This is a genomic window from Rhizobium sp. 05L429 (assembly GCF_056397645.1).
On record NZ_JBFTNV010000022.1, the window covers coordinates 37,558 to 57,720 of the forward strand.

At 61.2% G+C, this 20,163-nt stretch carries 18 protein-coding genes; 1 reads left to right on the forward strand and 17 read right to left on the reverse strand.

Annotated features, from left to right (window positions below):
* Positions 1-105: 105 nt before the first annotated feature.
* The 14 genes from AC1DNW_RS21895 to oiaX all read right to left on the reverse strand — a co-directional run bounded on the left by AC1DNW_RS21895 (position 106) and on the right by oiaX (position 16,899).
* Positions 106-1,176, reverse strand: a complete 1,071-nt coding sequence (locus tag AC1DNW_RS21895; RefSeq protein ID WP_477854333.1) for an ABC transporter ATP-binding protein — start codon at positions 1,174-1,176, stop codon at positions 106-108.
* 18 nt (positions 1,177-1,194) lie between these two features.
* The gene (locus tag AC1DNW_RS21900; protein ID WP_477854334.1) at positions 1,195-2,715 is read right to left on the reverse strand and encodes a DUF5060 domain-containing protein; all 1,521 of its coding nucleotides are present in this window, start codon (positions 2,713-2,715) and stop codon (positions 1,195-1,197) included.
* 31 nt (positions 2,716-2,746) lie between these two features.
* A complete protein-coding gene (locus AC1DNW_RS21905; RefSeq protein WP_477854397.1) occupies positions 2,747-3,589 on the reverse strand; it encodes a carbohydrate ABC transporter permease in 843 nt (280 codons plus the stop codon).
* Between the two features lie 38 nt (positions 3,590-3,627).
* Positions 3,628-4,527: a carbohydrate ABC transporter permease gene (locus tag AC1DNW_RS21910; RefSeq protein ID WP_477854335.1), complete on the reverse strand. Its 900-nt coding sequence runs from the start codon at positions 4,525-4,527 to the stop codon at positions 3,628-3,630.
* A gap of 94 nt (positions 4,528-4,621) precedes the next feature.
* Positions 4,622-5,875, reverse strand: a complete 1,254-nt coding sequence (locus AC1DNW_RS21915) for an extracellular solute-binding protein (RefSeq protein ID WP_477854336.1) — start codon at positions 5,873-5,875, stop codon at positions 4,622-4,624.
* Positions 5,876-6,072: 197 nt separating this feature from the next.
* Positions 6,073-7,932: a D-apionate lactonase gene (gene apnL, locus AC1DNW_RS21920; RefSeq protein ID WP_477854337.1), complete on the reverse strand. Its 1,860-nt coding sequence runs from the start codon at positions 7,930-7,932 to the stop codon at positions 6,073-6,075.
* On the reverse strand, positions 7,929-8,963 hold the full coding sequence (locus AC1DNW_RS21925) for a Gfo/Idh/MocA family protein (protein ID WP_477854338.1): 1,035 nt from the start codon (positions 8,961-8,963) through the stop codon (positions 7,929-7,931). Before AC1DNW_RS21925 ends, apnL begins: the two co-directional genes overlap by 4 nt.
* A 1-nt stretch (position 8,964) precedes the next feature.
* On the reverse strand, positions 8,965-10,029 hold the full coding sequence (locus AC1DNW_RS21930; RefSeq protein WP_113297334.1) for an ABC transporter permease: 1,065 nt from the start codon (positions 10,027-10,029) through the stop codon (positions 8,965-8,967).
* Positions 10,026-11,576, reverse strand: a complete 1,551-nt coding sequence (locus tag AC1DNW_RS21935; RefSeq protein ID WP_477854339.1) for a sugar ABC transporter ATP-binding protein — start codon at positions 11,574-11,576, stop codon at positions 10,026-10,028. Before AC1DNW_RS21935 ends, AC1DNW_RS21930 begins: the two co-directional genes overlap by 4 nt.
* Entirely contained in the window at positions 11,573-12,217 is a 645-nt protein-coding gene (locus AC1DNW_RS21940) for a DUF2291 family protein (RefSeq protein ID WP_477854340.1), read from the reverse strand. Before AC1DNW_RS21940 ends, AC1DNW_RS21935 begins: the two co-directional genes overlap by 4 nt.
* A 77-nt stretch (positions 12,218-12,294) precedes the next feature.
* On the reverse strand, positions 12,295-13,236 hold the full coding sequence (locus AC1DNW_RS21945) for a substrate-binding domain-containing protein (RefSeq protein ID WP_477854341.1): 942 nt from the start codon (positions 13,234-13,236) through the stop codon (positions 12,295-12,297).
* Between the two features lie 138 nt (positions 13,237-13,374).
* Positions 13,375-14,202 (reverse strand): phosphogluconate dehydrogenase C-terminal domain-containing protein, encoded by an 828-nt coding sequence (locus AC1DNW_RS21950; protein WP_113297338.1) that lies wholly within the window; start codon positions 14,200-14,202, stop codon positions 13,375-13,377.
* 100 nt (positions 14,203-14,302) lie between these two features.
* A complete protein-coding gene (locus tag AC1DNW_RS21955) occupies positions 14,303-15,637 on the reverse strand; it encodes a four-carbon acid sugar kinase family protein (protein ID WP_477854342.1) in 1,335 nt (444 codons plus the stop codon).
* A 5-nt stretch (positions 15,638-15,642) separates the two neighbouring features.
* Positions 15,643-16,899: a 3-oxo-isoapionate-4-phosphate decarboxylase OiaX gene (gene oiaX / locus AC1DNW_RS21960; protein ID WP_477854343.1), complete on the reverse strand. Its 1,257-nt coding sequence runs from the start codon at positions 16,897-16,899 to the stop codon at positions 15,643-15,645.
* A 182-nt stretch (positions 16,900-17,081) separates the two neighbouring features.
* Here oiaX and AC1DNW_RS21965 point away from each other — a divergent pair, with 182 nt between their 5' ends.
* The gene (locus AC1DNW_RS21965; protein ID WP_477854344.1) at positions 17,082-17,786 is read left to right on the forward strand and encodes a transcriptional regulator NanR; all 705 of its coding nucleotides are present in this window, start codon (positions 17,082-17,084) and stop codon (positions 17,784-17,786) included.
* A 54-nt stretch (positions 17,787-17,840) separates the two neighbouring features.
* Here AC1DNW_RS21965 and AC1DNW_RS21970 read toward each other — a convergent pair whose 3' ends face one another.
* The 3 genes from AC1DNW_RS21970 to AC1DNW_RS21980 all read right to left on the reverse strand — a co-directional run bounded on the left by AC1DNW_RS21970 (position 17,841) and on the right by AC1DNW_RS21980 (position 20,127).
* Positions 17,841-18,584, reverse strand: coding sequence for an SDR family NAD(P)-dependent oxidoreductase (locus AC1DNW_RS21970; RefSeq protein ID WP_477854345.1), 744 nt, complete (start codon positions 18,582-18,584; stop codon positions 17,841-17,843).
* A 311-nt stretch (positions 18,585-18,895) separates the two neighbouring features.
* The gene (locus AC1DNW_RS21975) at positions 18,896-19,528 is read right to left on the reverse strand and encodes a pyridoxamine 5'-phosphate oxidase family protein (protein ID WP_477854346.1); all 633 of its coding nucleotides are present in this window, start codon (positions 19,526-19,528) and stop codon (positions 18,896-18,898) included.
* A 53-nt stretch (positions 19,529-19,581) separates the two neighbouring features.
* Positions 19,582-20,127: a carboxymuconolactone decarboxylase family protein gene (locus tag AC1DNW_RS21980; protein ID WP_477854347.1), complete on the reverse strand. Its 546-nt coding sequence runs from the start codon at positions 20,125-20,127 to the stop codon at positions 19,582-19,584.
* Positions 20,128-20,163: the final 36 nt, after the last annotated feature.

A 20,163-nucleotide genomic window follows, 5' to 3' on the forward strand; every position in this document is an offset into this window, starting at 1 on the left:
GTCAGGCCGCCCGGCTCATTTGTATCTGAGGGTGCTGATCTCAGCGCCATTCCAGCAAAGGAGCGCAGCTGTTCAGTGTCCGGAATGGCGGGAACACAACGAGCTTTAAGCGTCGAGCCTGTTCTGCGTCTGCCGGTCGAAGAAGTGCACCTTGGGGGTCGCAAACGACAGCTTGACGCGCTGCTCCGGAGCGAGGTTTACACGTTCGCGCACGACCCAGGTCAGCTCCTTGCCCTCGACCTCGACGGCGACATGGGTTTCCGAACCGGTCGGCTCGATAACCTTCACCACCGCATCGACGCCGTCGTCGCCACCGAGCGAAATGTCCTCGGGACGGATGCCAAGCGTCAGCGGCTTGCCCGCGGAATTGGCCGGCGCCTGCGAGAGTTTGACCCGCGCGCCGCCGGGAAGAGCGAGACCGGGCCCGCCGGAATCCTCAAGCGTGCCCTCGAGGAAATTCATCGCCGGCGAACCGAGGAAACCGGCGACGAAGATGTTGCGCGGCCGGTCATAGAGTTCGAGCGGGCTGCCGATCTGTTCGACGTGGCCGCCCTGCAGCACGACGATCTTGTCGGCCATGGTCATGGCTTCGATCTGGTCATGCGTGACATAAACGATCGTCGTCTTCAGGCGTTGATGCAGTGCCTTGATCTCGGCCCGCATCTTGACGCGGAGCTTCGCGTCGAGGTTCGACAGCGGCTCGTCGAAAAGAAACACCTTCGGATCGCGAACGATGGCGCGGCCCATGGCGACGCGCTGGCGCTGGCCGCCCGAAAGCTGCGCCGGCTTGCGCTCCAGAAGCGGCTGCAGGCCGAGGATTGCTGCGGCTTCCGCCACCTTCCTGTCGATCTCCGGCCGCTTGGCGCCGGCAAGCTCCAAAGCAAATCCCATGTTCTGGGCGACCGTCATCTGCGGATAGAGCGCGTAATTCTGAAAGACCATGGCGATATCGCGGTCCTTCGGCTGCAGATTGTTCACGACGCGCCCGTCGATGCTGATCTTGCCGGCGCTGATCTCCTCGAGTCCGGCAATCATGCGTAAGAGCGTTGACTTGCCGCAGCCGGACGGGCCGACGAGGATGACGAACTCGCCGTCGGCAATCTCCACGTCGATGCCGTGGATGATGTCGACCGAACCGAAGGATTTCTTGACTTTGTTGATGCTCAACCCAGACATGGAGCTTCTCCCTGATCCCTAGCGCTTCCTGCGCACGCGCAGTGCCAGATGCGGCTTGCGCGGCAGCTTGACGCCGAAAGCTGCGTCCGGCTTGCCGCCGCGCACGATCGCGCCATGACGGGTGGGATGCGGCACGGGGGCCTCGACCTTTTCGGCTGGCGTGATCGTCATCTCCCAGGTGTCGATGATATCGACGTCGTAATCGGTGCCGTCGAGCGGCAGGCCCGATGACCAGATGACGGGCTGATGCTCGCCGAGATAGATCAGCCGGAAGTCGCCGTCGCCGTCGCGCGCGCCCGAGACCCGTGACCAGGGCCATTCGCCGATAATGCCGAGCGGCTCCAGCCCGTGCTTGACGTCGGCCTCGAGCAGGTCCCGCAGGAAGCCGATGCGCTTCCAGGCCTCGCCGTGCAGCTCGCCGCCCTTGGCCCACCAGATCAGGTCCTCGGGATGCGAATAGGTCTCGCCATGGCCGGCATAACCGCCGCGCGCCATGGTGATCCAGTAGCGGTGGACCAGCTCCTGGGCGGAGAGATTGCCCCAGGACTGCAAGATATCGCCTTCATATTCCGGCTCGTCGTTGACGACGGGCTTGCCATAGGCATTGCGCCATTCCTGCGTGCGCTTGACGTCGGGGTTCTGGATGCAGGTATGGGTGACCCATGGCTTGCGATGGTCGAAATTGGCCGTCACGTCGCCATTATGGATGGAGCGCAGGTGCTGGTATGGGTCGTTTTCCTCCAGGATATGGAAATAGCGATCCCATTGCTCCATCGGCTTGGTATCGATCAGGAAATCATATTCATTGGCAAGCGACCACCAGACGTTCCGGTAGGCTGAAAGCCGTGCCGCCAGATAGGTGACATAGCGGAAATCCTCCTCGGCCGACATGTCGGCATAACCCCAGCGGTCATAGGGATGGAAGATGATGATGTCGGCCTCGATGCCGAGCGCACACAGGGCTGCCACCTGCCGGTCGAAATGCTGAAAGAAGGCCGGGTTCGGCCGGTCGAAGTCCTCCTTGCCGTCAGCGCCTTTTTCGAACCCGGCATGCAGCGGTTCGTTGACGTTGTAAGGATAATCCTTGGGGAACACGCCCATGCGGATCTTGTTGAAGCGCGTCTTCTTCAGCGTCTCGAGCGTCTGCTGCTGCATCTCCAGCGGCTGGTGCGTCCAGGCATAGCAGGTCGTGCCGAAGGAGAAGAACGGCGTGCCGTCTGCATAGCCGAAATGAAACTTGTTGCGCACCCGGACGGGGCCGTGATTGGCTGCTGATGGTGCGCTTGCGACAAACGAACCCGTCTTGCCGTCGAGTGCAGCCGTCTTCGACCGTGTCTTGAAGGACCATTCGCCCTCGGTATCAGGCATGAAGCGGATGCGGTAGGTGCCGTTGCCGTCATAAAAGCCCGGCACGCGGACCTGGCGGCTCTTGTGCATGAACACGGCATCGAATGCCACGTCGAGATAGGGATTGCCCTCGGACGGGCCGGCGAAGGCCGCTTCGAACACGCCCCATTTTTCGACTGCTGCATCGGACATATGTCTCTCCTCGTAGAACAAGATTTCGGTGTCAGCCCTTGACGGCCCCGGAGGTCAGCCCGGACACGAAGTAGCGCTGGAACATGAGATAGACGATCGTCGCCGGTAGCACGGTCATGACGATCGCGGCGTTGAGCTGGCCGTAATTGCTGGAAAACTGACCCTGAAACGACATGAGGCCGAGCGGCAGGGTCCACATGTGCTGGTCCTGTAAAAGGACGAGCGCCATGGCGAATTCGTTCCAGGTGGACACGAAGTCGAGTATCAGCAAGGCGGCGAGAACCGGCAGGCAGACCGGCAGGAAGATCCGCCGGAAGATGGTGAAATGCGTGGCGCCATCGATGAGAGCTGCCTCCGACAGCTCCTTCGGAATGCTTTTGAAGAAGCCGTGCAGGATGAAGACCTGATAGGGAACGCCGAAGGCGATGTAAGGCAGGATGACGCCCGGATAAGTGTCTATCAAGCCGAAGGAATTCACCAGCGTGAAGAGCGGAGCCAGCATCACCTGGAAGGGGATCATCGTGCCGAAGACGACGAGCAGCAAGAGGGCCTTKCTGATCCTGAGCTTGATCTTGGCAAGCGCGTAGGCAGCCATTGCCGACAGCGCGAGGCCGAGAGGCACCTTGATGACGGTGATGATGACGCTGTTGAAGAAGGAGCTGGCGAAATTGCCGCGGCTCCAGGCGTCGGCGTAGTTTTGGAAGGCGAGTTCGGTGGGCGGCATGAAGGCGCCGGTGCTGGTGACGGCCGCCGGTGTCTTCAACGAGGTGAAGACGATGAAGATGAAGGGTGCAACCCAGACCAGCGCGACAAGGACAAGCGCGATCCACAACCCGATCAGCACCGGATCGCGCTTCAGCCGGATCGGCTTCATATCGATGTCGATATCGTCAACTTCGGCTCCGAGAACTGTCACGCGTCGACCTCCTCGTGCTTTTGTGTCCAGCGCAGATAGGGGATGACGATCGCCATGGTGATCAAAAGCAGCACCACCGAGATCGCCGCACCGCGGCCGAAATCGAAGATCTGCATCGCCTGGGTGAAGGCCCAGAGCGCCAGCATCTGCGTCGACTGGGCAGGACCGCCGCCGGTCAGGCCGTAGACGATGTCGAAGGCCTTCAGCGACGAGATGATGGAGAGGACGAGCACGATCGTGATGGTAGGTCGCAGCGCCGGCAGGGTGACATGCTTGAACACGGCCCAGCGGCCGGCGCCATCGATGCGGGCGGCTTCGACCAGCGTCTGCGAGACGTTCTGAAGCCCTGCGAGGAACAGCACCATCGAGAAACCGACGGTCTGCCACAGATAGGCGATGAAGACGGAATAGAGCGCAATATCCTTGTTGCCGAGCCAGTCCTTGATCGAGGTCTGCATCCCCCATKAGGTCAGCATCTGGCTGAACAGACCGAAGAAGGGATCGTACATCCACTTCCACATGGTGGCGACGGCGATCGGCGCGATGATGACGGGCAGGTAGAAAATGGCGCGCAGGCTGTTGCGGCCAAAAATCTTCTGGTTGAGGCTGAGCGCCAGGAGCAGCCCGACCAGCGGCGGGAAAACCAGGCTCATCAGCGTCCAGATCACGGTATTCTTGAAGGCGACCCAGAAAACCGGATCGCGCGTGAAGATCGCCGCGTAATTCGCGATGCCGACGAAGGGCCGTTGCGGATCGAGCCCGTTCCACTTCTGGAAGCTGATGATAACCACGTTCAGCATCGGGTAGAGCGCGAAGATCGCGTAGATCGCCAGAGCCGGCACGAGCAGGATGAAGGCCTGCACGCGTGGATCATGCGTTGTTTGGCGCAAGGACATTGTCACCTCCGGGGCAGGGCATCGCCCTGCCGGTCTTGCGTATACGGCGCCAGCCGACCGACATTGTGTCGGCCAGCCGGCGTCTCGGGAGGGGTCAGGTTCTGCCGGCGATGAATGCCTGCATCTGCTTTGCAGCCGCGGCCGGCTCGATGCTGCCGGAGGCAACATCGTTGATGACGCGGAAATATTCCGTCGTCACGTCAAGCGGAAAGGCCTGGTCGCCGTTCATGTAGATCTTGCTGTAGGTCTTGAAGATATCCAGCCACTCGGCTTCCAGAGGCTTCTGGTTGGTGTACTGGACATTCTTGTTGACCGAGATCGAGCTGATCTGGCCGACGAGATCCTGCTGCACCTTCGTCGACAGGAAATAGTCGATGAATTTTGCAGCCATGTCCGGGTTCTTGGTCTTGGTGCTGATGTAATTATACTCGGCAAAACCGTAGAGGCGGTTGGTGTTGGTCGGGAAGGGGAAGATCCCGTAATCATCGAGGTTGACGCCGCTGCCGGAGAGCTGACCGACCAGCCAGTCGCCTTCCAGCATCATCGCCGCACGGCCTGCGGTAAACAGGCTATAGGACTGCTTGTTGTCGATGCCCATGAAAGGCTGGAGCGTATAATCCTTCGTCCACTTGGCGAATTCGGCGAATGCGTCGGTGGCGCAGGGCTCCGTCGACCAGTCGAGCTTCATCAGCTTCAACTGGTCGTGCTTTTCGGCGCCGCATTTGGTTTCGAGGATCACATCCATCAGGCGCATGACGTGCCAGTTGACGGTGCCGCCGAAGGTGAAGCCCGGAATGCCGGCTGCCTTCAGCTTGTCGGCTGCTGCCAGAAGCTCGTCATAGGTCTTCGGCTCTTCAGTGATGCCGGCCTGCTGGAAAAGCTTCTTGTTATAATAGACGGCCTCACCCTTGAAGGTGAAAGGTGTGCCGTGCTTGCCGCCCGGATAGAGGTCGGCAAAGGCGGCTGCCGAGGGAAGCAGCTCGTCGTTCCACTTGTATTCGGTGTAATACTTGTCGAGCGGCAGCGACAGGCCGGCCTTCACATATTCGCCGCCAAGGCCAAGGCCTGCCCAGCTGAAATAGATGTCCGGGCCGCGGTTGGAACCGGCAGCGACGCGCAGCGCCGTCTTGTGCTCGTCGACAGCGCGCTGGACGATCTCGATATGGGTTCCCGGATTTGCCGCTTCGAAGTCGCTCGCAACCTTCTTCAGTGCCACGTTGGCGGCATTGTTGTCGAAGTTCAGCGTCCAGAGCGTGATGTCCTCAGCCTTGACGGGCGTCACGGCAACAGCCGCGACAGCGATAGCGGCCATGCATGAAGACTTCAATTTTGCAGAAAGCGTCAGCATTACGTCCTCCTCTTGTAAAGCTGGAGCCTTTCTTGCAGGATGCTCATTGACATGTCAACTGGTATGATGAGGTAACCATGACGAGGGCGTTCACATTTCCTTTAATGGTGCTTTGCAGCTGAACGAGCACCTAAGTTTGACAGCGMCACCGGCGCTCGCTGGCGTTTCGGTCGGCGAGAGGGCGGATAAGCAACCGGTCAATCGGTGAGGCGAACGGCTATCGCGCCGAAGGCATCGAGCGTCATGCTTCCACCGCGCGAAGCGGACCCGAAGGCCGCGATATCGACGCTTCGCTCTTCCGCCGTCAGGTTGACGATGTGCAGTGTCGCATTGAATGATTGCCGCGAAATGAAAGCCAACAGCTCTGATGGGCGTGAGGAAACACAGCTTTTCCACGACGAGCCGGCAAGGCCGGAGAGAAGCTTCACCACGTTGAAAAGCGGGCGATTGCCGCCTTCTTCCGTTGGCTCTGCCTTACCGGCAACCAAGCCGAAGGGGCCAGTGAGTGCCGAAAGCGTCATGCATTCGATGTCGGCATCAAGTACCCGTATGGCATAACCGAGCGCGAAGGCCTCCGCGAAGCGGCCATTATGGCGCGGATCCCGGTTGGCCATCGGAATGCGTCCGTTGGCGGGATTGTCCATCGTGCGGCTGCCATAGGGGTTTTGCCGCATGGGAATGGTCGAGGGACCGATCCGGTAGGACTTGTCGCCATAGATGGCGCGCACCGAGCCCGTGATGAAGGGCAGCGCTTCCAGGGTCTGCATGACGCTCAGATCATCGGCGGCATGGACGATCGGATTGGTGCAATGGCTTATGAACGCGAGGCGATCGGCCGGCACGCGCTTGCGGTTGAGTTCGGTGAAGTAACTCAACATGCCGCCGCCGATGCGGATACCGGCAAAGGCCGCGTGGGCTGCGGCATAGACCTCTTCTGGCGGTGGGCATTCCGGCCATTTGCTACCGGGAGGCGTCGACTGCCGATCGACGGAGGGCGAAATCAGGATGGCGTCCGGACGAAAGCTTGCATCCTGCATCTGCCCGGCAATTTCTGCCGTTTCAGTTGCCGGCGTCTGCCTGCAGGGAAGGGCGATTTCCAGCGTCGAGCGGCCGCGATGAACGGCGGCGACGGCGGCGAAATCCCTGAATGCTTGCGCGCCGTGACCCGCATTCGGGTCGAAGTGGAAGAGCAGTTCCTGTGGCGCGATCTCGTTAAGCAGATCACGGGCCGCAAGTGTTGCCTTGGCTTCCTCAGGGGTGACGATCAGGCCGATGGCCGGCATGGTGCCGCTCCGCCCAGCCGGTTCGAGCCGAATGGCGCCGGCAGTTGAGCCGGGGGCCGTCGTCTGATCACTCCTGGTATCGCGGATCGAAAGGACGATCCTCTGCTTCACCGGTTCGTTGGCGGCGATCTGATAGGGCCAGGGCAGGGCGAGGGGGCGCACATAGGTCTTGTAGGATGCGTCCGACCAGTTGCGCTGGTCTTCCATCTCGAACGTATCGCCTTCCATACGGCATTCGGCCGAAACCCCTGGCAGCACCTGATGGGTGATTGCCCGCATATCCTTGAAGGGTTGCCAGGGATCGATCTGATCGGGAAAACGCGTCTCGTCGATGCTGCCATCGACATGCTCGACCATTGCCGGACTTCCGGCAATGCCGACGATCGGATGCAGGATACAGAAGCCGCAGCGATTGGTTTCGAAACCATCAGGCGAGAGCGCTTCGGCCGCGAAAACCAGTTCACTTTCAGTCGCCGCGATCCGTACCGAAATTGCGAGCGTGCTGTCATCGGGTCCGTTGCAGCGCGCGACATAGCGGACGGAAAAGCTTCCTTTGTCCTGCTCGACCGACAGGCCCTCGATACCAGGGCTGTAGGTACCCCAGTCGCGGTCGCGCACCAGATAGGAGACGGCGCGCAGCACCTCGATGCCGTCATAGCGGATTGTCCGCAGATTGCCGTTGGCAAGATCGGCCGAGAGGCGCCCGGCGGTCAGGCGGACCGGATGTTCTTCGGCCTCATGCGTGCCGTAGAGGGCGAAGGCGTCCGTGGTCATTTCAGCATCGCCTCTACATCGATCGTCTTGCCGGACGCGGCACTGTCATAGGCCGCTTCGACAAGGGCAAAGGTCTTGAGATTGTCGGCACCCGAGGTTGCGGGCTCGCCGCCATTTTTCAACCGATCGACCCAGTGCTTCTGGATCGCATAGACGCTTTCCTGAATATTATGCCAGGGCCGCGATGCCCAGGCGAGCAACTCCGGCGAGGCATCGGAAACGACAGTCCCTGCCGCATTGGTCACTTCGAGCCGGTAGCCGACAGAAAGACGGATCGTGCCATCGGTGCCGTCGAGCTCGATCAGCGTTTCCGGGAAAGGCTCTGTGCCAAGCTTGGTCGCGTAGCTGACGTCGACGACGGATGTCGCGCCGCTCTCGTGGTCGAGCAGGATCGTCGCGACATCCTCGCCCTTGATCTTTGGATTGACGCGTTTGGTGCGGGCTGTCAGCGTTTTCACGTCGCCGAGGATGAAGCGGGCGATATCGAGCGTATGGATGCCAAGGTCCTCGATGATGAAGCGTTCGCCTTCGGCGAGATAGGGCTGGCCCGAAAACACGTCGTAGCCGGAGCGGAAGGAGAAGCGGCCCCAGAAGGGCGTGCCGATCGCCTTGTTGTCCAAGAGCCGGCGAACGGCTTGGATCGGTGTCTGCCAGCGGAAATTCTCATGCACCATCAGCGGAATGCCGGCACTCCGGCAGGCCTCGACCATCGCATTGGCATCGGCAAGCGTCTTTGCAAAAGGCTTCTGGCAGATGGCCGGGATCTTGTGGCTGGCGGCGATCTCCACCAGCGCCCGGTGGCTCTGGACCGTGGTGGCGATATCGACGAAATCGAAGCCGCCATCGGCAAACATGGCCGCGGCATCCGTGTAGCGCCTGTTAATGCCGAACTGGTCGCCGACAATCTTCAGCCGCTCCGGGTCCCGGTCGCAGATGGCCACGATCGAAGCACCGTCAACGTCCTTCCACGCATGCATCTGATTGATCGCAAAGAAGCCGCAACCGATCAAAGCACCTTTCAAGTCAGCCATTTCAACCTGCCTTTGCCATCTGCATAAGGGTGACGCGCTGCTGCAGCCGACGTTGCGCCTGGTCGACGACGACGGCGATGATAATCACCAGCCCCTTGATCACCATCTGCCAGAAGGAGGAAACCCCCATCATGACGAGACCGTCGGAGAGGATGCCGATGACGAAGGCGCCGATGATCGTGCCGCCGATCGTGCCGCGCCCGCCCGACATCGAGGTGCCGCCGAGCACGGCTGCAGCAATCGCGTTGAGTTCGAAGCTTTCGCCCGTTGCCGGATGCGCGGCCATCAGCTCCGAGGAGATGACGATGCCGACGATCGCGGCACAAAGGCCGGAGAACATGTAGACGAAGATCTTGACCAGATCCACGCGGATACCCGACATGCGCGCGGCGCGCTCGTTGCCGCCGACGGCGAAGATGTGGCGGCCGATCGGCGTCGAGCGCGCCACATAGGCAGCGACGAGCGCCAGGAAGATCAGGATCCAGATCGACACCGGCAGGCCGAGAATGCGGCCTGCGCCGAAGAAATCGAAGCCGGTCGTCGCATATTCCGGCCGGCCGACGAGGTTCGGAAAGGTCTGGCCGTCGGACGACAGCAGCGCAAGGCCGCGCGCGACATAGAGCGTGCCGAGTGTGGCGATGAAGGGCGCGACATTTAGCTTGGTGATCAGCAACCCGTTGATCAGCCCGATGATGAGGCCGATTGCGAGCGTGATCAACACGATCTCCGCGAGGTTGAAATAAACAGTATAGCCGATCGGCAGTTCGATTCCGTAGAGGATGAGGCCGCCGGCGACCATGCCGCAGAGGCCGACGATCGAGCCGACCGACAGGTCGATGCCGCCGGTGATGATGACGAAGGTCATGCCCATCGCCAGGAAGGCGTTCAGCGCCACATGCTTCGACATCAGGATCATGTTCGCGGTCGAAGTGAAGTTCGGCGCGAATATCGAGAAGAAGATGATGACGGCAAAGAGCGCGATGAAGGTTCGAAGCTTCATCAGCGTCAGCAGGAAGGAGCCGTTCGCGCTCTTCGGCGCGGAAGTAGATGTGGTAGCCGCCGTCATGACGCGAGTTTCCCTTGGTGTTCGTGGCCCTTGGCGGAGGCAGCGATGATCGCCTCTTCCGTCGCCTGATTGCGGTCGAAAACGGCGATGAGATGGCCGTTGCTGAGCACCGCGATGCGATCGGAAAGCGCCATGACCTCCTCGAGGTCGGAGGTTGAAAACAGGATGGCGAGGCCATTGGCGGCAAGCCGGCGCATGGTGCGGAAAACATCCGCCTTGGCGCCGACATCGATGCCGCGGCTCGGCTCGTCCATCAAAAGAACCTTCGGATTGGTCATCAATGCCTTGCCGATGACCACCTTCTGTTGGTTGCCGCCGGACATGGAGGTGACCTCGAAATCCGGGTTCGGCGCCTTGATGGAGAGATCGCGGATCGCCTCGACGATGGCGTTTTTCTCGGCCTTGGCGTCGATATGGAAGAGGCGTGTGAAGCGACCGAGGCTGGCAAGCGTCAGGTTGGAGGCGATGGAGAGAACCTGCACCAGCCCCTCGCGCTGCCGGTCCTCGGGAATGAGGGCGAGACCGCGGCGGATACGCCGCGTCGTGTCCCTCGCGCGCACTTCCTTGCCGTCGATGAAGATCTTGCCGGTCGAGTGCGCATGGCGGCCGATGACGCATTCGAAGAATTCGCTGCGCCCGGCGCCCATCAGGCCGTAAATGCCGAGAATTTCGCCCGCCTTGACGGACAGAGAAACATCGTCGACCGCAAGCCCGCCGGTCGGGCGCGGCAGGCTGATATTTTCGGCGCGAAACATCTCGGCACCGAGCGCATGATCCTCGGATTTGGCAAAATCCTTAGCGTCCGATCCGATCATCGAACGCACGATCCAGCGCGTGTCGATATCCCTGACCATGGCGTGGCCGGTGATCTGCCCGTCGCGCAGCACGGTGATGTAGTCGCCGATCCGCATCAACTCTTCCAGCCGATGCGAGATATAGACGATTGCCACGCCCTGCGCCTTCAACTCGCCGATCACCTTGAAGAGGATCTCGACTTCCGCCGCAGACAGTGCCGATGTCGGTTCGTCCATGATGAGGATGCGGGCGTTCAGCGACATCGCCTTGGCGATCTCGACAAGCTGCTGCTGGCCGATCGGCAGATCCTCGACCATGGTTTCGGCATCGATGCCGGCATCCAGGCGCCCAAGAAATTCGTTCGCCTTGCGGACCTGTTCCTTATGGTCGATGCCGAGCACGCCGCGAGTCAGCTCGCGCGTCGCAAAGATGTTTTCGGCGACCGACATATTGGCGAAGAGATTGAGCTCCTGGAAGATCATGCCGATGCCATGCGCCTGCGCATCGGCCGGGCTGTCGAAGGAAACGGTTTCGCCGTCCAGAATGATGCGCCCGAGCGTCGGCCGCTCGACGCCGGCGATGATCTTCATCAACGTCGATTTGCCGGCGCCGTTTTCGCCGACCAGCACGTTGACGGCGCCGCGGCGCAGTTCGAGATTGGCACGCTTGACGGCGACGATGCCGGAATAGACCTTCGACACGTCGTCGAGGCGCAAGATGATATCGTCGGTTGGAGCCTCGGCCATGGTCATGGTGCCACCGTCAGCGCTGAAGGGGTGACGAGCGGCAGATCGCTGCCCGACGGCAGCGGGAAGGCGCCCGTGACTGTAACCGTCTTGCCGACCAGTCCGTCGCGCGGGACCGCCGAGAGAAATGCGGCGTTCGCCTTCTCATTGAAGGACTTGCCGAACTGCGCCCATTCGATCTGGTTCTTGAACTCGTTGAAATTGACGAAATCCAGCGTGTCGCGCAGCGCCGTGCCGCGGATGGCCGGTCCGATCTGCACCTTGGCATCCGCCTTGCCGTCGCCATCGGCATCGACATCGAGCGCTGCTGCTCGTGACGTCGTGTCGGCGGCAACGACCTTGCCTGTGAATTTCACCGCATAGGTCCAAGGCGAGCTCGCCTGCTTGCGCGGATTGCCGTATTTCTCACCGGCTTGATCTGGGTTCGAAGCGGCCAGTGCCGCCACATCTTTCAGCTCGCCGGCGCGCTTTTCATAATAGGGAACGACCTGTGGCTGCCAAATCGCCTCGACCTTGGCATTCGGATCGAAAGCGCTTTTTGCCGCCGCTGCGGCTTTTTCTTCCGCAGTCGGTGTCTTGATGATCTTGCAGCCGGGCAAAGCCGCCGCCACGAAAGCGGCGATCAGGGCGCCCCTGATCCTCAACATGCGATAAACCTCGAAATCAATGGAAATAGGCTGCAGGGAGCGCAGTCTCCCGCGCTCCCTGCAGTAATCGGTCCGCCTTACTTTGCGATGGCGAAGGTCTCGAGCTTGCCGGCATTGTCGGCATTGATGAGGACGCAGTCCATCAGCTGCTTTTCTTCCTTCGGCGCCGTCTTGTTCTTGATGAAGGCGTCGGCCTGTTCGACAGCCAGCTGCGCCTGCGCATAGGCCGGCTGCAGCACGGTCGCCTTGATGCCGCCCGACTTGATGGAGTCGCGAACGTCGTTGGAGCCGTCGAAGCCGACGACGATGACATCCTTGCGGCCGGCAGCCTGGAGGGCGGCAATCGCACCCATGGCCATCGTGTCGTTGCCGGAGATCACGCCCTTGATATCAGGGTTGGCCTGCAGGATGGTTTCCATCTTCGAATAGGCTTCCGTCTGGCTCCAGTTGGCCGACTGCTTGGCGACCGACTTCAGGTCCGGATAGTCGTCGATGACGTCATGATAGCCCTGTGAGCGGATGCCGGCATTGGTGTCCGATTCCTTGCCGACGAGCTCGACATAATTGCCCTTCTCGCCCATGAGCTTGACGAATTCCTGCGCGCCGAGCTGGGCGCCCTGATAGTTGTTGGAAACGATCTGGGCGACGGCAACGMCGGTCGCATTGATTTCGCGGTCGATCAGGAAGGAGGGGATGCCGGCATCCTTGGCCTTCTTGACGGCGGCAACCGAAGCGTCAGCGCCGGCATTGTCGAGGATGATTGCCTTGGCACCGCGGCCGATGGCGGTGTCGATCATTTCCGACTGCTTGTTGGCATCGTCGTCATGGGTCATGACGAGCGCTTCATAGCCGAGTTCCTTGGCCTTGGCCTCGGCGCCGACAGCTTCGGCCTTGAAGAAGGGGTTGTCGTGGGCCGGCGTGATGATGGCAATCAGGTCAGCCGAAAAGGCCGGCATCGCAACGCCGAGCGATAGGGCGCCGGCGAAGGCGGCAAGGGTCAGTCTACGTGTAAGCTTCATGGTTTCTCCTCCCAGGTTTGACGCATGGCCGAACCAACCCCGGCTCGGCTGAAATTCATGCGAAATCGAAAACCGGCCCGTCTTCAAAGTCCCCCCGGGCCGGCAAGGCGGCAAGGCCCGAGCCCTGCCGCGGTAGTGTCAGGTGATGCGCCGGATGCTGTCGGCGATCTCCTGAGGTTCGAAGACCTTCTTCCAGTCGTCGCGCATGAGCGCCGGAATGCCGAACTCGATCGCCTTATTGCAGGCATCCGAGAACACGCCGTCGACTTCCTTGAAGATGACGGCACCGAGCACATTCATGTGGCCGAGCAGGAAGTCGCGGGCAGCTTCCGCCGGAACGCCGCGCGAGACGCATTCGTCCATGGCCTGACGCATGATGACGAGCAGCGAGGCGCAAACGGTTTCCGAAAGGCCGGGCTCCAACATCGCCATCTGCTCGACGGTGACGCGGTGCGAGCGCATGACCGGCGCCCAGATCACCTTGGCGATCTCTTCGCCGAGGCCGTAAGCGCTGTCTGGACCCTGCATCAGTGCCGAGACGATGTGCTGCTTGGCAAAAAGGCCGCCGAAATGGTCCTTCTTGGCCTGCATGTCCGTCTCGTCGTTGAAGATCGGCGGATGGCAGGGATGGGTGACGAAATAGGTAAGATCGTCGCGCTGCGGCAGGTGGCCGGCAAAGGGGGCGGCCGCATCGAGCGCGACAACCATTGTGCCTGGCTTCAGCTTGTCGACGATGCCGGCGGCTACCTTGCCGATTGCGGTATCCGGCACGGCCAGGATCACGACGTCCGCACCGTCGAGCGCGGCATCGGCCGGCGTGCAATCGATGCCGAGATCGCTCTTCAGACGTGCCTTGCCGACATCGCTGACCTCGACATGGCGAACGTCAAAACGGGAACCTTTGAGATTCTTGGCCAGCCGGTATCCCATTTTTCCACCGGCGCCGAAGAGGGCAATTGCAGTCATGTTTCCTCACCTTTGTATGCGAGATTGGTATCGTAACTGGTATGATGAGTCAATCACCATTCCATCGTTGTCCAGCAGGCGGACAACGCCTGATTGGCCCTCAGAACGGTCTTCCGTCCCGGATCTGAGCGAAATAACCGTCCGCGCCGACCTGCCCGCCCTTCAGCGCAATCTGCAGCCCGTCCGTCGGCGCATGGCCGCCATGGGCGGTGCAGAGCGGCGAACCGGGCGTCTGCGGCAACGGCAGCAGGGTCGTTAGTGCATCGACACGCAATTCTTTCAGCGCATGGCTCGAGGTGTCGCCACCGGCGATGACGGCGCGCGAAAGACTTTCGGTTTCGACGAGGCGGCGCAGGATCGTGCCGAGCGCGCGGCCGAGGCGATGACGGGCGCCGGGCAGCTGATCGATATCGGCGCCACGATCGGCCGAAGGCCCAAGCGCGGTATGCAGGATGACGCTGCGGCCTGTTTTCAGGGCGACAAGCCCCGCGGCCACTGCCGCATCCAGCGCGGCCCCGGCGTCGGCGCCGACGAGTGCCAGCGGATCAAGCGGGATATCCTCGAAGCCATCGGCGACGGCCGTGCGGATCTGCCGCTCGGTCGTCGGCGATACGCTGCCGGAGACCACGGCAAGCCGGTMGACCTTGCCGGGAGACTGGAACGCGACGCCGGGGCCGATCATTCCGGCCGTGCGCCAGGCATTGATGAGCGCATATTCGACACCGGAGGAGCCGGCGACGAAGCCGCCCTTGGCATTCGTGATCCGCTGCAACTGCCGGCCGGCGAAACCCTGGCTCTCGGCAGAATCGACATCGAGAAGCAGGATACCGGATAGGTTGGCAACCAACTCGTCGATCCTGGTATCGGCATCCGGTGCTGAAAGCAGCGTCAGATCGGCCAAAGACACGGGAAGGTCGGTCTGCCTGCCGAGATGCAGGGCAAGATCCGCCTCATGCATCGGGGTGACGGGATGGCGGCTCATGACCGGATGGCGGTCGATTCGGAAAACACGCCCCTGATAGGCAGCAAAGAGATTGCCGAAAGCCGTGTAGCGCTTCAGCTGTGGCGCGCCGACGATGACGGGAACGAGCGACTGGCCGAAGGCTGCCTTGCCGATCTCGATTGCCGTGCCGATGTTGCCGACATCAGGCGCGGAATCGAATGTCGAGCAGACCTTGTAATGGCAGATCTTTGCCTGCAGGCCGTTCAGCCATTGGAAGGTCGGGGCAAGATGCTCCTTCATCCAGGCCGGGCTTTCGCTGCGGCTCGTTCCGGCAATGCCGACCGCACGGCAATCCTGGAAGCGATCGAGCATCGCCTGATCGGGGATGCCGAGGAACAGCACGGTCGGAATACCGTTGCTGGCGAGCGCCTCCATTACATCTGTGGAGCCAGTGAAATCGTCGCCGTAATAGCTGACGAGCAGGTCACGCATCTTATTCACCCCGCCTTGCCGTCGCCGAATTTGACAATCGAGGCGGCAAGCTCCGGATGATCTTTGGCATAATCATTAAGCGGAATGTCGGCGACGGCCGCCTGCCATGCCTGTTGAACGGCACGCACACCGGCTGCGGGTCCCTGCGGATGGCTGACGATGCCGCCGCCGCAAAGGTAGAGCAGATCGGTGGTGCGGCCGGTGCGCTGATAGGTTTCGGGCGCCTGGCCGCCCCACTGACCGGAACCGGCCACCGGCAGCGGGCAGTCGGAAGGATCAAAGAGCGGCGTGCTGATCGCCTTGAAAGAGGCAACGAAGCTTTCGTCCGGCTCCCAGTATTTGACGCGGATGCCGTTGATCTGGAATTGGTCGACGCCGAGCAACCGCCAGAGCTGCTGATACACCTTGAAATCGATGCCGATGCCGGGATGGCGTGTCAGCACGTCCCAGCCGTTGCGATGCGCATGTAACACGAGACCGGAGCGCTTGCGCAGGAAGCTGATGCCGCCGAAGCCGATCGAATTGATGTTGACGACGGCACAATTGCCGCCCGCTTCGAGAACAAGGTCGTGGTTGCGCATCATCTCGTCGGGATCGGCATGCGAGATGCCGAAGGCATACATCACCTTCTTGCCGGTCTTTTGCTCGCGATCGAGAATGCGGGGCATGATCGCCGCCACACGCTCTTTCAGCGGCGAATAGACCGGGCTCATCAGTTTCTCGTCGTCCTTGATGAAGTCGACGCCGGATTCGATCAGCTCGCCGACGAGCTCGGCGGTTTCATGCGGCCGCAGGCCGAGCGCCGGCTTGACGATCGTGCCGATGATCGGCCGGCCCTCGACGCCGGTCAGGCGCCGGCTGCCCGCAATGCCGAATTGCGGGCCGGGATGGGCACCCCTGAAGGCCTCCGGCAGTTTCATGTCGATGACACGCAGGCCGGTCATGCCCTTGATGGAGAAGGTCCCGCCGATTGCGATCGTCATCAGCGCCGAAAGATCCGTGCCGATGGCATCGAGCGGGAAGGCGATATCGACATCGGCGCGCTGTAGCCTGGAACCTTCAGGCGCTTCGGGCCACGACGGATGATTTGCCTCTTCAAGCGGGCGGATCGCGAGGACGCGTGCGGCCACGCGCGACTTCAGCTCTTCCGTTTCGCCAGGAACCGGGACGAAGGTGCCGGTCGATTGATCGGAGGCGATCTTGTTCGCGATCGCTTCGATGCTGCCGGGTGTCTCGATGCGGTAGGTGAGGGTTATCATCATGAAATTGCCGGTTGCTCCTCTCGCCACGGCAAGAAGTCATGGCGTCAACTCGTGATCTGGTATAATGAGTATTCCATTTTCTGCAACGGAAATTTTCAGCAAGTGTGAATTTCGCCTAGTGCGCTTTGTCGTCGGTCGGTGAAAATGCTAAGGGGAGAGAAGATTTGAGCCAGCGAGACCCCATGACCTCAGCCATCGAGCCAATTGTCCGTCGAAAACTGTCTGACGAGGTTTTTGACAGGCTGGAACGGCTGATCACCTCAGGAGAGTTGCAACCGGGCGACGAAATGCCGTCCGAACGCGTTTTGATGGAGCGCTTCGGCGTCGGCCGCCCGGCGATCCGCGAGGCCATGCAGTCTCTTGCCAACAAGGGCCTCGTCAGCATTTCGCATGGAGAGCGGGMAAAAGTCCTGCAACTGACCGCCCAGTCGATCTTCCGACAGGTCGACCTGACGGCGAAGATCATGCTGTCGCAATCTGCCGATTCGCTCGAGCACCTGAAAAGCGCCCGTATCTTCTTCGAGCGTGGAATGGCGCGCGAGGCGGCCCAACGCGCCAAGCAATCCGATGTCAAGGCGCTTCGCGACATTATCGACCATCAGCGGGCCTCGCTCGGCCATGCCGAAGAGTTCATCTCCGCCGATATGCGCTTTCATACGCGTATCGCCCAGATTTCCGGCAACCCGATCTATGTGGCCGTCAGCGAAGCCATGCTGGCATGGCTGAAGGAGTATCACACGGAAATGCTGATCTGGACCGGCAAGGAAAAGTTTACGCTTGCCGAACACGAAGAGATCCTGGAGCAGCTTGCTGCCAACGATGCCGATGGTGCAGAGGCCGCAGTGCTCAAGCATCTGGAACGCTCGCGTGCGCTCTATATGAAGTAAAGGCAGCTGCTTGCGGCGAACGGTGCGCATGCCGTTCGCTCGCAAAACGGAATGTCAGTGGTGACAGCAGTCCTGAGCCACTTCAGCGGCGGTCGGAACGTAGGCGGCGAATTCCTGTTCGAGAGCCTTTATGACGCCGGTGCGCCAGCCATCRGCAATGCGTTCGGAGTAAGGGTCGGGGAAGATATCGTCCTCGCCTCTTTCGAAGCCGTCGAATATTCCCGCTGCCACCAGGCCGGGTGGTGACTTCGGCACCTCGAAGCCGCGCGTCATGTTGGTATCGACAGGTCCGGTGAAGCAGCTGTGTACGGCGACACCGCGAGCGGAGAGGAGCGCCCTGAAGGCCTGCATGAGGTTATGGGCCGCCGCCTTCGAAATCGAATAGGCCGGCGTGGAAGCGACCGGCACAAGTGCCGACAGGGAGAGGTTGTTGATGATGGCGCCTTTCGATCGCGTCAACGCCGGCACAAAAGCCTTGGTCACCCTCAGCGGCCCGAAAAAATTGACCGCCAGATGGCGATTGATGATGTCCGTATCATCGAGATCGTCGGGCATGAAGATTCCGGCATTGTTGATGAGTATATCGAGGTTTTCGACAGTGGCGGCCGCCTGCCGGACATCATGCTCGTCGGTGATATCGAGTTTGAGGAAAGTGACGCGCTCATCCCCATGCTGCTGCTCGCTGCGCGATCCCGCATAAACGCGCTTTGCACCGCGCCGCAGCGCTTCGTCTAGGAGAGCCCGGCCGATGCCACGATTGGCGCCGGTAATCAGCACCGTTTTGTTTTCGATGTTCAAGACATGCTCCTATGATTGACCATGCCATCAGGGGGTTCCCTGATGATCGCCAAGGAGCCTAGGCCCGGCCGCCAATGAGCGGGAGTAACAAGTCTGGCGGGATTTCTGGAGTTCTGAAAGGAGGAAGTGCTGGTTGCCCCGAAGCCCTGTTGTTGCAGGCGCTGCTGGTCGAAAGCGCCGTCGAGCAGTCTCGGAGCAATCCCGACCAGCTCCAGGCCATCGGCCGGGCAGCAGCCCGGGGCGCGATGGCGTTGATCTCGCCAGTATGACGCTCACTGATCGGGGCATGGTTTCGGCTCAGTAGCTAACCGCTACTCGATATCTCCAGCGCGCACGACCTGTGCCCGCAAGGCGGCATTCTCTGCTTCCAACTCCGCGAGGMGCTGGCGAAGCGGCTGGACGGCGACGGCGATCTCCGCCTCGGTATAGCGCGGCGTGATATGCTGCGGGCAATTCCAGTCGAAGGCTTCGAGTCGCAGGCGGAAAAGTCGTTCCGGCTTGGCACGATAGGATGGTGTGGCGAGCATTTCCGTCAGGTCAGGATCGGCATCGAGTGGCAGTTTTTCGGCATGGGCATAGATCTTCAGCCGTGCTCGGCGGGGATAGTCCATGAGAAAGAGGCAGACCCGGTCATTGGCAGCCAGGTTGCCCGTGCTGATGTACTGCCGGTTGCCGCGGTAGTCCGCAAATGCAAGCGTGCGATCGTCGAGTACCTTCAGGAAACCCTGCGGGCCGCCCCTGTGCTGAACATAAGGCCAGCCCGTTTCCGAAACGGTAGCCATGTAGAAACTGTCACGGGAGGCGATGAAGGCGCTCTCGTTCTCCGTGAAGCGGTCGAAGCTCCTGTCGGTCGGCAGGCTGGTCCAGAAGTCCTGCACGCCCATTTCGGCCTGGGCAGCGCGCACGCTGGGCGTCGAGGCTATGTCGAGAAATCCATAGGACATGATCCATCTCCTCAAGGTTGGCAGGAGCGGGGCACTGGCCCCGCTGCTCTCCGTCAGGCCGCATCGGCTGCTGGGACGGACGGAAAGTCGATGTCAGTCTTGGCAACCTCGTTCAGATAGTTGGTAAAGGTATTTTCAGCGACCAGAGCGACGATTTCGACGATCTGCGCATCCGAAAAGCCAGCAGAGCGCACGGCAGCGATATCGTCGTCGTCGACATGGCCACGCGCGTCGGCGATCTTTGCCGCAAAGCGGACGGCGGCATTCGCCTTGGCATCAGCGGACGCACCCTTGCGGTTCAGCGCGATTTCCTCCGGGCTCATTTTCGCGAGGTTGAGGCCGAGATAGGTGTGGGCAGAGAGGCAATAGTCACAGCCGTTGACCTCGGCGACGGCAAGCGCGATCCGCTCGCGCGTCTTGACATCGAGCGTCTTCGAGAGCCCGCCCTGAAGGCCGGTGAACGCCGTCAGGGCGGCCGGGCTGTTGGCGACCAGGCGGAAGACATTCGGAACGAAGCCCAGCGCCTTCTGGATGCCATCGAGTATCGGTCTGGCTGCTTCCGGGGCGTCGTCTTTCGTGGGGATGGAAATACGGGACATGGAGATCTCCTTGGCGGACGGGCAAGCCGTGATTGG